This window comes from Anaerocolumna chitinilytica (assembly GCF_014218355.1).
Classification (GTDB): domain Bacteria; phylum Bacillota; class Clostridia; order Lachnospirales; family Lachnospiraceae; genus Anaerocolumna; species Anaerocolumna chitinilytica.
Genome location: NZ_AP023368.1, coordinates 3,591,496 through 3,604,088, shown reverse-complemented (window position 1 = coordinate 3,604,088; position 12,593 = coordinate 3,591,496). Strand labels below are relative to the sequence as shown.

The 12,593-nt window shown below is 34.1% G+C and carries 15 protein-coding genes and 1 tRNA gene; 11 read left to right on the top strand and 5 right to left on the bottom strand.

All coding sequences use genetic code 11. The annotated features are described in order from the left end of the window. Positions 1-24 precede the first annotated feature (24 nt). Complete coding sequence (locus bsdcttw_RS15735; RefSeq protein ID WP_185255796.1) at positions 25-282, bottom strand: hypothetical protein; 258 nt, start codon at positions 280-282, stop codon at positions 25-27. Between the two features lie 392 nt (positions 283-674). Between bsdcttw_RS15735 and bsdcttw_RS15730 the strand changes: the two genes are divergently transcribed. Beyond that, positions 675-947 carry a hypothetical protein gene (locus bsdcttw_RS15730; RefSeq protein ID WP_207726419.1) on the top strand — a complete coding sequence of 91 codons (273 nt, stop codon included), beginning with the start codon at positions 675-677 and terminating at the stop codon, positions 945-947. A 146-nt stretch (positions 948-1,093) separates the two neighbouring features. On the opposite strand, the gene bsdcttw_RS15725 is transcribed toward bsdcttw_RS15730, so the two are convergent. Then, entirely contained in the window at positions 1,094-2,533 is a 1,440-nt protein-coding gene (locus bsdcttw_RS15725) for an MDR family MFS transporter (protein WP_185255794.1), read from the bottom strand. A 521-nt stretch (positions 2,534-3,054) separates the two neighbouring features. Here bsdcttw_RS15725 and bsdcttw_RS15720 point away from each other — a divergent pair. After that, positions 3,055-3,127 (top strand) — tRNA-Ala (locus bsdcttw_RS15720). Positions 3,128-3,600: 473 nt separating this feature from the next. Continuing rightward, positions 3,601-3,939 (top strand): hypothetical protein, encoded by a 339-nt coding sequence (locus bsdcttw_RS15715; RefSeq protein WP_225903678.1) that lies wholly within the window; start codon positions 3,601-3,603, stop codon positions 3,937-3,939. A 101-nt stretch (positions 3,940-4,040) separates the two neighbouring features. On the opposite strand, the gene bsdcttw_RS15710 is transcribed toward bsdcttw_RS15715, so the two are convergent. After that, the gene (locus bsdcttw_RS15710) at positions 4,041-4,853 is read right to left on the bottom strand and encodes an Ig-like domain-containing protein (RefSeq protein ID WP_185255793.1); all 813 of its coding nucleotides are present in this window, start codon (positions 4,851-4,853) and stop codon (positions 4,041-4,043) included. A gap of 174 nt (positions 4,854-5,027) precedes the next feature. Then, on the bottom strand, positions 5,028-5,753 hold the full coding sequence (locus tag bsdcttw_RS15705; protein ID WP_185255792.1) for an Ig-like domain-containing protein: 726 nt from the start codon (positions 5,751-5,753) through the stop codon (positions 5,028-5,030). A 222-nt stretch (positions 5,754-5,975) separates the two neighbouring features. Here bsdcttw_RS15705 and bsdcttw_RS15700 point away from each other — a divergent pair, with 222 nt between their 5' ends. From bsdcttw_RS15700 to bsdcttw_RS15680, 5 genes are all read left to right on the top strand, one after another. Next, a complete protein-coding gene (locus bsdcttw_RS15700; RefSeq protein WP_185255791.1) occupies positions 5,976-6,512 on the top strand; it encodes a ferritin-like domain-containing protein in 537 nt (178 codons plus the stop codon). A 336-nt stretch (positions 6,513-6,848) separates the two neighbouring features. Continuing rightward, positions 6,849-7,292 carry a MarR family winged helix-turn-helix transcriptional regulator gene (locus bsdcttw_RS15695; protein ID WP_185255790.1) on the top strand — a complete coding sequence of 148 codons (444 nt, stop codon included), beginning with the start codon at positions 6,849-6,851 and terminating at the stop codon, positions 7,290-7,292. A gap of 27 nt (positions 7,293-7,319) precedes the next feature. Further along, positions 7,320-8,102: an EFR1 family ferrodoxin gene (locus tag bsdcttw_RS15690; protein ID WP_185255789.1), complete on the top strand. Its 783-nt coding sequence runs from the start codon at positions 7,320-7,322 to the stop codon at positions 8,100-8,102. A 125-nt stretch (positions 8,103-8,227) separates the two neighbouring features. Continuing rightward, positions 8,228-8,380 (top strand): CPC_1213 family protein, encoded by a 153-nt coding sequence (locus bsdcttw_RS15685; RefSeq protein ID WP_185255788.1) that lies wholly within the window; start codon positions 8,228-8,230, stop codon positions 8,378-8,380. A 1-nt stretch (position 8,381) separates the two neighbouring features. Beyond that, positions 8,382-8,534 carry a hypothetical protein gene (locus bsdcttw_RS15680; RefSeq protein ID WP_185255787.1) on the top strand — a complete coding sequence of 51 codons (153 nt, stop codon included), beginning with the start codon at positions 8,382-8,384 and terminating at the stop codon, positions 8,532-8,534. Here bsdcttw_RS15680 and bsdcttw_RS15675 read toward each other — a convergent pair. Next, complete coding sequence (locus tag bsdcttw_RS15675) at positions 8,531-9,130, bottom strand: TetR/AcrR family transcriptional regulator (RefSeq protein WP_185255786.1); 600 nt, start codon at positions 9,128-9,130, stop codon at positions 8,531-8,533. The genes bsdcttw_RS15680 and bsdcttw_RS15675 overlap by 4 nt on opposite strands. Positions 9,131-9,730: 600 nt before the next feature. Here bsdcttw_RS15675 and bsdcttw_RS15670 point away from each other — a divergent pair. The 3 genes from bsdcttw_RS15670 (at position 9,731) to bsdcttw_RS15660 (ending at position 12,538) form a co-directional block, all read left to right on the top strand. Then, entirely contained in the window at positions 9,731-10,219 is a 489-nt protein-coding gene (locus bsdcttw_RS15670; RefSeq protein ID WP_185255785.1) for a pyridoxamine 5'-phosphate oxidase family protein, read from the top strand. A gap of 490 nt (positions 10,220-10,709) precedes the next feature. After that, entirely contained in the window at positions 10,710-11,312 is a 603-nt protein-coding gene (locus tag bsdcttw_RS15665) for a TVP38/TMEM64 family protein (RefSeq protein WP_185255784.1), read from the top strand. Positions 11,313-11,473: 161 nt separating this feature from the next. Continuing rightward, entirely contained in the window at positions 11,474-12,538 is a 1,065-nt protein-coding gene (locus bsdcttw_RS15660; RefSeq protein ID WP_185255783.1) for a glycosyltransferase family 4 protein, read from the top strand. Positions 12,539-12,593 lie beyond the last annotated feature (55 nt).

Below are 12,593 nucleotides of genomic sequence, written 5' to 3'. Positions count from 1 at the left end.
TTGCGAACAGCAACGGCATTCTTTTTAATCTACTGCTGTAATACTTGTGACTTGTGACTCTCCTTGTATGGGTTTGTAGATTTCCACAAGAGCAAAATGAGGGGTGTTCTCAGTATCCTTTGGTTCTGCAATGGTTATATAACGATAATTTGTACCATTTACCAACTGAGTAGCAACTGCAAGCGGAACATAAAAGTAGTCTTCCTGATTATCCATGGTATGGAAAAATAGGTAGGTGTCATAAGGAGTTAAGTAAGCTTGATAATTCCAGCCACCGGGCATGACATACCTCCGAGGTTTATTATATTATATGCAGATTAATTGTAAATTGCCAGTTGAGGAAGTTTATTAAAAGAAAGCATAAGGCTTGAATAACTTGTATATGGCTTGCTTTTACAGTAGAGTAAATGTATAATTATGGAATGAGAATTCTGCAAGATTAATGTAAACATAAGAAGATGATATTTACAAAATGTGATTGTGAACATAGGAAAATGATATTTACAATGTGATTGTGAACATAAAAGATGGTTTTACAAATGTGATTGTGAACATAGAAAGATGATATTTACAGTTATGATTGTAACTGAGATCTCTTGCCTAAGCTTGAGATTTCAAAAAGATATGTTGTTTATTTGTATTCAGTGCGGATAACAGATAATGGGGTTAAGAAAATGAGATGGAAAATACTATTTGCAATAACATTACTGTCAACGATAATTCTCTTCATATTGTATTACAGACAAATTTACTGTAAAAATACCTTTTTGTTTTTTGGTGAAAATGAAAACTGGAGAGCGGTTTATACAGAGATAAAGAAAGGGAATAGCCTATATGACTCCATTTCAATACAATATAAAAATGCAAGAGACGCGAATGGAGAGCTGACAAATGAGGCTAAGAAACTTGGTAAAATCAGGTGTGATATAAAAAGAAAAAGTCTATAAAATGAGGAGAGGAGAAGCAGTTAACTGCTTCTCCATTATGAAAAAAGTGTATGTTAGCAAGGTGGGGAACCTTGTTTTTATCTTATGAATTTAGTATACCCCAAAAATATGTCCTTTATATGAAAAAGTTTTGAAAAGATTGTGAACTATTTTTCTTTTGGTATTGCTATTGAAAGGATAAACGAAAAAACTGCTAAAGCAAGAAAAATAGCAAACAAAATATGAAGAGAACTATTCTGTGAGAGACTTATCTGCTCCTGAGTAATCAAATTGTTGGATGCAGATACCTGATATAAGTTGCCTGAAGTAACACCTTCAATACCCTGCTTTGTGAAGTAGTTTGTAACATAAAGGTTAAAGATATTGCCAAATATACTAATTCCGATTGTCTGGCCTAAAGTTCGAAGAAGTGAATTGGCAGCAACGGCAGTACCCCTCTTACTATATTCAACCGAATCCTGAATAACAATTGTAAAAGCTGTAGTTGCACCACCGAAACCGATACCTAAGATAAAACCATACAGTAATACCAAAGCAATGGGCGAACTTACTCCAAGGCTGGTCAGAAGAAGCATGCCCACCAGGATGATGGCAATGGCTGAAACTGTTACTATCTTTCCACCAAAGCGAATAAATAATTTACCCAGGATAAATGAAATAATCAGCCAGGAAACGGACATAGGAAGCATTGCTAAGCCGGATACAGTAGGACGATACCCTAAGACATTTTGTAAATACAGAGGGATATACACATTGATTCCTATTAAAGCACCGCAGATCAAAAATGACAGAAGATTAATCAGACCACTTGTCCTGGTAAAAATATAGAATGGAATAATCGGTTCCTTTGCTTTTTTCTCAACAAAATAAAACAGGAGAAGCAGTATAAGTGTTGTTGCTGACAATGCTGAAATTATAACAGTGCGATGGGAGGTAATATTGGTATCGAAAATAAATATACTTAAGAAAACAAGGACCATCAGTGTCAGTGTGATAATTCCTGCATAATCAATGGATTGCTTTTTCTTCTCAAAATGTTCCTGCAAGGCTCCCTGGAGTAATAAAACGGCTATTAAACCAAAAGGGATATTAATAAAGAAAAGCCAGTGCCAGGAGAGAATGTCTATAAGGAAACCACCTAAAAAAGGACCAATTAGGGTGGCAATTCCCCACATCGTACTCATTCCGCCCTGTATCTTTGATCTTTCCTCCAATGGGAACTCATCTCCGATGATAGTAAAGGGAATCGTAAAAATTCCTCCCGCACCTAAGCCCTGAATAGCTCGAAAGATTATTAACATCAGCATATTCTGAGATAGACCGCATAAAAAGCTGCCTATTATAAATAAAAGGATTCCAATAGTCAGCATATTCTTACGACCATAAAGATCTGCAAATTTACCATAGATCGGTGTTGATATGGCAGAGGTTAAAAGATAAACGGAAAATACAAGGCTGATTAGCTCAAAACCATGCATTTCCTTCGTAATAGTCGGGGCGGCCATGGTTACAATGGTTCCTTCTACAGCTGCCAGAAACATTGCTAACATTAGAGAGATAACAAGATTAGTTCTTCGTAGTTTCATTCATATTTCCTTCCTTTGTTTATGTAAAGGATACCTGTCCTTTTGCAATCTTTTTTATTATACACTAGTGACTAGGCATACTGCAAGCCTGCTTATAATTTACATATTAGCTTATGGTAATATCATGTTAGAATACTAAGCATAATGGAGGATAAATAATAGGATAATTACGTAATGAGAATTCTTATAGTATTTTATTGAAACAGGAGGATAACAAAAATGGATAGCATAAGACAGATTTTGGGCGGTGTTGTGGCTGTATTATTAAGTATCGCATGGTGGAGGATAATCTATAAGGTTCTGGATTTGTTATTGAACAGAGGTAGAAGCCGGTAAATATGCCACCCATCTGTAAAGTATGCTTTTTAATATGATTTCTGATTTATCCATTCGTCTGTAATTATAGGATGATGAAGGAATTGAATTAGAAGTTTTGGGAAGCTATTTAGCCTAAACAAGTGTATGAATTTTTAAAAATAACTTGAAAATATAGTTAATTTGTGATAGTATTACTTTAGTTCGGGGCATTAGCGCAGTTGGGAGCGCACCACACTGGCAGTGTGGGGGTCAGGGGTTCAAGTCCCCTATGCTCCATCAAGAAGCAGGCAGTGAAATCAAGGGCTACAACGATTATTAGAAAATATATGGCATCCGGGAACGGGTGCTTTTTTCACAGATTGTGACTATTTTATAACTACTTGCAATAATAAAATACCGAGGCACTTTTTTATGTCCCGGTATTGTGACTAAACTTTTTTTATTAATAGATCATCCAAAGCATTGGCCGCCTTTTTATCTTGCAAGACACATAGAGAAACATTTACATCAATATGAGAATATGACAGAAAGTGATTATGTGAAATATGTACAAGAATTACTTGCGGCCGATTTATCGGAGATATTGAAGGATTTGTTTCAGCTGAAGGCTTTGTGTATAAATACAAGCCTATAAAGAGGGAAAAGAGTTTAAATAGACCATCTATCTTAGCGGTAGGTGGTATTTTTATACAATTTAATTTTACATAAACCGACAACTTTGGTATAATATATCAAAAGGAGGTAGTGCAGTGAATAAGGTTATAGCAGGAGATTATGAAGGTTATTCAGTAGTTAAAGGACCCAAGGGCTATGTTTTAGGAAAAGGGTTTACAAAGCAAGTTGCTCTGAATAAGCAAAATGTAGAATCATATGAAATTATTACAGAGGATATTCGTAAATCTGCAGCAAGCGGTATAACAAGAGGCATTGTTGGTGGGGCATTGTTAGGACCAGTGGGTTTGTTAGCAAGTATATCTGCTAAGAACAAAGGTCAATATCAAATCGCATTACAATTTCATGATGGAACTAAAGCTTTGATTGATGTTGATGATAAATGTTATAAAACTTTGGTTAAAGACCTTTTCTAAGAAATTGGCACTTACACTAGTAAGTGCCTTTATTATAAGTAAAATCATTATCTACTATAAGGGAGCATATCAAGTGACTTCCGGGAAATTTCATTACTAAATTATTTGAGAAGTCCTTTATTTATCAATGATTGACGATCAAAATAAAATTGATTTACTGCAAACTTATCATTACCATAAGTAAAATCTTTAAGATATTGAAATGTTATATCTGATATTGTATATATAGTACCAGGTTCTAATTTTGCAGGGACATTTTCAAGAACAATTTTATTATCTGTATCAAATAATATATATAGTTTATTATCAGATTCAGACATGACAACACTTGCGTCATAATTATCTAACTCATATTCGCTGACCCAGGTGTCGCAGAATTTCATGTATTGTTTGCCTATAGGTTTGTTCAAGATTTCACTATTAGAAAATCCATACTTTAACATTTTCTCTATTCTTGACTCGGCATCTTCGCCGGAATCTTCACTAGAGTCATTTGTAGGTTCGGTGACAATTTCTACATCATCACTTCCTTCGTTTTCAAAGTTATCAAGATAATCTCTTTCAGCTAATGCTTTTTCACGAGCAGAATCTGTTACGTAACCTGGATATGGCTTTGGAACGACCGTAATCTTGCATTTAAAGGTTTTCTTTCCTACTTTTGCAACTATATTAGTCGTACCGATTTTGATACCCTCTGCTCTTCCTTTTTTTGTTATACTAGCAATAGAATAATCCTCAACACTCCATTTAATCTTGCTTTTAGTACCTAATACTTTTAAATATAGATAATCCCCTTTTACTACCTTTTCCTTAGTATAGTTTAATTTTATCGTCGCTGCGTTCACGCTCTGTGCAGGTTCCGCGAGTGTTAATATAAGTGCCAAAACCATAAACAAACATATAAACTTCTTCATTATAAATATTTCCTCCTATGTAAAATAATACCTTAATTATCATACATGGAGAAGTATTTGTCAATCACCGCATAACCCATAAATGTCGATCTAAGAGGTATGAAAGAAAATTCCCTAGGTTAACGTACCGAGGGAATGTGAGAACTTTTAAAACTTCTTTTCGATATTGAAATATTAAGGTACAACAGTTTTTAGTGTCTTTCCAGTTTTGTTATCTACTATTTTAAAGGAAAATGCCATTTTCTTAGCACCTGTAAAATTCTGATAACCCATACTGTAACTTAGAAGATTTAAAAACACAGTATCAGAATCTGCATCAGAGTCCTTATTAGACTTGAATTTAGCAGCATCAACCCTCGCTATGAAAGTTGTAAAACTATCATTTCGATCTATGGAGATGTAATATGTAGGACATTCAGATAAGAATCGTTTATCAAATGCATCTTGTAAATATTCAAGTAAAGCTTTTTGTTGAGAAGGCGTCATGGTAAAAGTCAATCCATCATCAGTTACCGTACACTTTATCCCACTACCTGCTAAATAATTAATATAACCAACTCCATCAAAATAATAATAGGCATCAACTGTTACGTTTATCAGTTTTTCGGTAACTATTAATTTACAGATATATTCGTTATTGTCTAATGTGGCTGTAATAATAACGTGCCCCTTTTTTATAGCTTTAACGACACCCTTGCTATTAACCGTAGCTATTAACTTGTTACTACTTGACCATTCAGGGACTTCTAAGGTTCCAGTGAGCTTTAATGTTAGAAATTTACCAACAGACATAGTGGCATTAGTTTTGTTTAATTTAGCAGATGCAGCATTTACGGTTTGAGTTGGTTCAATCAAAGAAATAGTTAAAAGAAGAATTAATAATATTGAAAATCTTTTCATATATCCCCCAATGTAATTTTATGTAATGATTATGGGATAAATAATATTAAATGTCAATAAATAGAAGGTATATAGTCATATATGACTATACCATAAAACGATAAATCTGGGGAAATATCATGTTCACGAGAAATAGTTTTTCGTAATTATTACTCAATTATATAACACAGTCCTAACAAATGAACGTATAATAATAAAAGTATATTTTTAGAGGTTGATATAATGTACTATAATAATAACAGCAAGGACTATGATTATTATGGTCAAGTTTCTCCCAATATGCCAACATCAGATACAACAAGAACTCAACCACAATCTGATGGCATATTCACCTACCCACAAAATTTACAAAATGCACTTAATGAAATAAGTGAGGCTCTTGCAGGTGAGGCTGATGATAGATTGTTTTATGCATGGCTGTTAGGTATGACTTCTTCATTTGAAGATAGAGATATAATAATTGGAATTCGTGACGATGAAAAAGATCACTTTACTTTATTTAATCAACTGTTCTATGAACTAACTGGAATGATGTCCAGTCAGGTTCAGCGCAAACAGTTTGTTTCTCCGGAGAGTTATTGTGAAGGATTGGCTCGAGCCTTACAGGGGGAGCAGAATGCCGTAAAAAAGTATCGTAAAATCCTTTATGCTATGCAGGATCGTGTTCATATTAACATAATGACGGAAATCATTACAGATGAAATTAGACATGGAATCCTTTACAGTTATCTTTATGCTAAAAACGCTTGTAAAGATTAATAAATTAGTTTTAGATTTAATGATTAGAGTATTTTAATGGCGCTATTCCAATTAATCCGATAGCCTTTTTCATCTGCAATTTCTTCAGATAATTAATATATAATTAAAAGACCCGGAAATTACTCTAGGTCTTTTTCTTTACAACAAGTATCAAAATCTAACTACTACTAGTCTTTGCTTACTTTGAACTAATTTACATCTGGCATCTAGTAGAATCAGTTACAAATCCAATTATATATTGACATATTAACACGATAGAGATACAATAAAGAAAATTAAAATTCGATATCGAATATATTCGATATGGTTATTTAATAATACAATAGGAGAATAATTATGAACGAAATTAAACAAGAATACGTTGACCAACTTGTATCTCTTGTCCATACAGCATTAAAACACTATAAAAAGTATCAGACTGATTTGTGTGCCCTGTATCCGCAAGGTATAACCAGCACAGAACTTAGTGTAATTAAGATTGTCCATGAGAAACCTGATATTATATTAAAGGAAGTCAGCAATTCACTAGAAATACCAGGGAGTACACTAACCAGCGCAATTGACAGGCTCGAACATAAAAATCTTATTATCCGTACTGTAAGTAAAAAGAATCGGCATTCTTATGGATTGGAACTCACAGAAGAAGGTGAAAAGATTAATGCCGAACATGAAAGAGAAGAAAGACAGATATGGTATAGGATTTTATCGCTTCTTGAAAGTGAACAAGATATAGAGTCTTTGGTGAACCTATTAACTACAATAGTTAATAAATTTGACTAAGATAATGGTATGATGAGGGAGGATAGTATGAGAGTCAATATATTCTATTTTACGGGAACCGGTAATTCACTTAAGATATCAAAGGAATTGGCTTTAAGATTAAAAGATGCTGAGATTATACCAATGGCCGCAGCAATCAGGTCAGGAGTTATATCTGATAGTGAAATTATTGTACTTGTCTTTCCGGTTTATATGTTTGGGTTACCACGTATTGTTAATTATTTTATCAAAAAGTTTGCAAAGCAGATGAAGAATAAGTATATCGTAGCCATTGCAGCGAATGGTGGGACTGTTGCCGGAACGCTGGTTTTACTTGATAAAAAGCTTAAGTCAAAAGGGTTATATCTTTCAGCAGGCTTTTCAGTAAAAACTCCGTCAAACTTTATAGTTGAGTTTACTTTGGAGGAGGATGAAGTATTACATATTATTGAAGAAGCGGATCAGAAAGTTGACGAAATTGCAACCGCAATTCAGGCAGAAGAAATTCTGCCCTTGGATAGAGGTACCAGAAAAGACTGCATTGTAAAAACGGGAATTTTAAATCGGTTTTTATCGATACTTATTCCGGTTATGGACTTATCATTTAAGTCTACAGATGCTTGTATTAGTTGTGGTATTTGTGAAAAAGTCTGTCCGGTGGATAATATAACCTTAAAGAATGGTATCCCTAAATGGCATCATCATTGTGAACAGTGTTTTGCATGTATTAATAATTGCCCCAATAATGCAATAGAATATATGAACTTATCTGCAGGAAAAAAAAGATATCATAATCCTTATATAAAATTGCAGGAATTAATGAAAAAATAATTCTGTAATTGAAGTAAACGCTGACAAATATTTGGGTAATTCAATTTTAATATATGCATTAGTTTTAAGGATGTTTGTTATACTAATGTATGTGAAGTCAGTTAAGTTTACTAGGAGGTTAGATGATGGCAAGCAACAAAATGAAAAGTACAAAGAACAATAAGAAAGAAGACGGAACCTTTCATTCCAAGAATATCAAACATGATCCTCAGGCTGAGAGTGCTCGTGCTGTATTTGGGCTCCAAGGGGATAATTATCAAAATAGCAAGAAGAGCTAAGGTGTCAGGTACCTTAAAAGTAATTGAAGTAAGTACAATGGGCTGGTTGTTTTACAGCCCATTTTTTATGGATGTTCCTATCAGACCTTTAGAGCCTTTATTTCCGGAGATTTCTCAAAACAGACAGGTTAAGTTATCCGTAGTTTTACTTTAATGTATATTTTTTTTAATTGTTTGATATTCATTTTGTCCCTTGGCTGTAAGGAAAGAACTAAGTATTCCCCATGCAAGAAATGAAAAATTATTAGAAGTTTCATTTCCTTTTAATTTGTAAAAAGGTACCCAGTAAATACTGGTTATCAGTAATACATCAATAATCCGGTCATACTCTCCAGGAGAATTCTCTTCTCTAAGAATTCCTTCGTAAGCGAGTATTCTAAATGCCTGTGTCATAAACTCAATGTATTTCTGCAGGACTTCATTCTGTATTTCCCTTATCTTGGGAGAAACCTGTGGAAGCTGTGTGTAGTGCCAGTAATAAAATGCATTTTCTTGTACACCCTTTTGAATATCGTTGAAAAATTCATTTAATTCCTTAAGATTTTCCGGGGGTTTTGAAACACAGGTATGTGGGCTTTCCGTAAGAAGGGTTTCTATGATTTCCTCTTTTTTCTTAAAGTAGTAGGTAAGATTTCCCTTGCTGATGTTTAATTCATCAGCCAAATCACGTGTTGAAACATTGTTGTAACCCCACTCATTAAATAATCTTTTTGCTGTCTCAAGAATTGCCAGTCGTGTATCTCGAATCATGAGTTAAACCTCCATATATCACATCTTTGAATAATCGGATATTTTCTTTTTGCGGATGATAAAAATGAAATTAATCATTGGTATATAACCAGCAGTAAATATATTTTAGCATATCCGGACAAATCTGCAATACCTTCAGTAACTGCTCACATCAGAACAGATATTATGGAAATAAAGCAATTGACTTAATGTATAAGGAATAATAGATAGAGGTACTGTAATTAAAGTTTGTATAAGTAAATCAGAAGCAGTTAAACAGGAAAAGGAAGGAGTTGAGTAAAAATATAAGAAAAAGCTTAAATAAAATGAGGAGAGGAGGAATACAAAATTGTATTCCTCCTTTATGAAAAAAAGTTATTAAGGTGGGGGAACCTTAAGTTTATGAGGTGTGTTTCACCGTACAACCATAGTATACGGTTTAAATGTGTACAGGGTATGACAAGCTTTTGAAAAAACTGTGAACAGACTTACTGGCTGAAAAGGATGGATGTTTTATCATATTTTTAATGTTTACTGGAATGGCTTTGCATTATTATAAAAATATGATATAGTAGACAATATTAATTTTTATGATTATTTGATGAAAGTGAGGGATTAGTGATGTTTAGAGATATGAGAAGAATCAAGCAATTACTATCAATGGAAGACACTGTTGCGGTAATGAAAAGATGTACCAACGGTGTTCTGGCATGTTTAGGTGATGAAGAGTACCCTTACGCCGTTCCCTTAAGCTATGTATATTTCAATGATAAGATTTATTTCCATTCAGCAAAAGCGGGACATAAAATAGATGCTATTATAAAGAACCCTAAGGTATCTTTTACAGTAGTTGATGAAGACACAATAGTAAGTGAAGAATACACCACTTATTTCCGTAGCGCTATTGCCTTTGGTAAGGCAAGAATAGTGGAAGGAGAAGAATGGGTGGAAGGGTTTAAGGCACTGGTAAATAAATATTCCGGTGATCAGCCGGAAGAAGGAAAATTGAAAGCTATGGCTGATGGCGGAGCTCATGCTTATCTGATAGCGATTGATATAGAGCATATTACCGGCAAAGAAGCTATTGAATATATTAAGTCGAAAGGTTAATAAGTTAAAATAATAAATACATACCTAAATTATAAGTGGAATGCCTTGGTTATTGGAGGGCATTCCATTTTATTATGACTGGTAAATTGCTTGCAGGCATATCGGTTAAGCTTTTACTAGGTAATATTTTATATACTCTCTGAAATTTCCGATATAGGGGCATGAATACCTTCTTTATTTTACTGCCTGTTATCTTCCTGCTCAGGCAGCATTTTTTAAGTCTTTCTTTTTATCTTATTGCTTTAAATTCTCTTGATAGGTAGTTACCTATCAAATCAGCGGTATTTGTAATGTAATGGTGAGTTGGATGGAAATTAGCTTCCATAATAACACCGAATAAACATTTATCTTTTTTATACGAAATCTTTAGAAAATCTTTGCTTTTATATAGCGGTTCCTTTTATTATTTACTGTTACAATGATGAAACATGGAAAGCCAAGTGAAGGAATACATGGGATTTATAGAACCGCGTTAACAATAGGAGGACATATGGAGAAAAGAAGGATTAGCGGTTTAGATAGCATAACCGTATTCGGACTAATATTGACCATTGCATTTATATTTTATGGATATAAATCCAAATTATTTGTTTCTACAGAAGCCCTGCAAAACTTTTTAGGCCGATTTGGCATATGGGCAGATATTATATTTATTCTTATTCAGGCAGTCCAGGTGATAATTCCTATCATACCTGGGGCACTGGGATGTCTTGCCGGTGTTATTATATTCGGAGCAGTAAAAGGTTTTCTATACAATTATATCGGAATCTGTCTGGGCTCCATCATTGCATTTCTTTTGTCCAGGCGATACGGCCTGCCATTTGTTGGGAAGATTACAAAACCTGCATTAATGCAAAAGTATGGCTCTTGGCTTAACAGTGAAAGATTCGATAGATGGTTTGCAATAGCGATATTTCTGCCCGTTGCCCCGGATGATTTTCTATGCTATCTGGCGGGTATAACGAAAATATCAGCTCGTAAGTTCGTTACAATAATCCTTACAGGTAAACCCTTTGCCATTGCTGCTTATTCCATGGGTTTGAATCTAGTCTTTACAAGGCTTATAGACACGGTTATTCCTATGATGAAATAAACGTAACGGCTCCAAACATGCTGGTAAGTACATAGATGGAAAAGCTTGTGAAAAATAGAACGTTTTATCCGTTATGGATTGAAAGGGGTAAGAGTGAAAGATAAATCTTTCATTCCCCCTGATTTTGTACGCGTGCTAAAGCACGCAGATGGGAGCTAAATATGAAAATATGGTTATATAGTGGTTGTATGAAATTATTATCAAAAAGCGGTATAGGTAAAGCTTTCGAGCATCAGAAATCTGCACTGGAACAAAAAGGAATTGAATACACAACAAAATTCAATATGGATTGTGATATCGTACAGATAAATACGATATTTCCTGATTCTGTGCTGATAGCATTGGTTGCGAAGCTAATGAGAAAAAGAGTTATATATTATGCACACTCAACCATGGAAGATTTTAAAAATTCGTTTAAAGGTTCCAATATGTTAGCCGGAATATTCAAGAAATGGATTGAGTTTTGCTATAATCTTGGTGATTTGATTATTACACCGACAGAATATTCAAAGCAGTTGCTTGAAGAGTATGCTATATCAAAAGAGATTATCTTTCTGACAAATGGTATTGACTTGGATTTTTATCAACAGGATGCCAAAGGGAAAGCTGCGTTTCGCGAAAAGTATCATTTTTCAAAAGACGATAAGGTTATTATATCAGCCGGCCACTATATCGAACGGAAGGGTATTGAAGATTTTGCAGAATTAGCGGCCAGAATGCCGGAATATCAATTTGTTTGGTTTGGTTACACGAACCTGAATTTAGTACCGGATAAAATAAAAAACATTGTAGAGATGAAGCTGCCTAATCTCCATTTTCCGGGTTACATTACTTCTGAGGAATTAAGGGAGGCATATAACGGCAGCGATTTATTCTTATTTCTGACTCATGAAGAAACAGAAGGTATTGTTTTACTGGAAGCTTTGGCTATGAAAATTCCGATCCTGATAAGGGATATCCCAATCTATAAATATTGGCTTGCAGATAGAGTGCAGGTATATAAAGGAACAGAGTTATCGGAATTCGAAAGCTTAATTTATCAGATAGTACAGGGGCAAGTCCCTTCACTAACAGAAGAAGGTTATGCAGTTGCAAAAGAACGGAGCATCAGTAATGTTGGTAATACTCTGTTCGATATTTATGTAAAATTACTGTATGGGGATAATCTGAGTTATAAGAGAATGGGTAGCAGGATAAAGCCTTCAACAATTGTAAGACAAGATTAAGGGAAAGAGTTCGTAATGCAATGAACTCAGGAAATTTTGATATTATGAAAATAAA

Coding starts and splice junctions, on each gene's coding strand:
- bsdcttw_RS15675 (WP_185255786.1), bottom strand. CDS start 9,130: ATGATTCGAGATACACGACTGGCAATTCTTGAGACAGCAAAAAGATTA.
- bsdcttw_RS15730 (WP_207726419.1), top strand. CDS start 675: ATGAGATGGAAAATACTATTTGCAATAACATTACTGTCAACGATAATT.
- bsdcttw_RS15670 (WP_185255785.1), top strand. CDS start 9,731: ATGTTTAGAGATATGAGAAGAATCAAGCAATTACTATCAATGGAAGAC.
- bsdcttw_RS15695 (WP_185255790.1), top strand. CDS start 6,849: ATGAACGAAATTAAACAAGAATACGTTGACCAACTTGTATCTCTTGTC.
- bsdcttw_RS15725 (WP_185255794.1), bottom strand. CDS start 2,533: ATGAAACTACGAAGAACTAATCTTGTTATCTCTCTAATGTTAGCAATG.
- bsdcttw_RS15700 (WP_185255791.1), top strand. CDS start 5,976: ATGTACTATAATAATAACAGCAAGGACTATGATTATTATGGTCAAGTT.
- bsdcttw_RS15690 (WP_185255789.1), top strand. CDS start 7,320: ATGAGAGTCAATATATTCTATTTTACGGGAACCGGTAATTCACTTAAG.
- bsdcttw_RS15665 (WP_185255784.1), top strand. CDS start 10,710: ATGGAGAAAAGAAGGATTAGCGGTTTAGATAGCATAACCGTATTCGGA.
- bsdcttw_RS15685 (WP_185255788.1), top strand. CDS start 8,228: ATGGCAAGCAACAAAATGAAAAGTACAAAGAACAATAAGAAAGAAGAC.
- bsdcttw_RS15660 (WP_185255783.1), top strand. CDS start 11,474: ATGAAAATATGGTTATATAGTGGTTGTATGAAATTATTATCAAAAAGC.
- bsdcttw_RS15735 (WP_185255796.1), bottom strand. CDS start 282: ATGCCCGGTGGCTGGAATTATCAAGCTTACTTAACTCCTTATGACACC.
- bsdcttw_RS15710 (WP_185255793.1), bottom strand. CDS start 4,853: ATGAAGAAGTTTATATGTTTGTTTATGGTTTTGGCACTTATATTAACA.
- bsdcttw_RS15705 (WP_185255792.1), bottom strand. CDS start 5,753: ATGAAAAGATTTTCAATATTATTAATTCTTCTTTTAACTATTTCTTTG.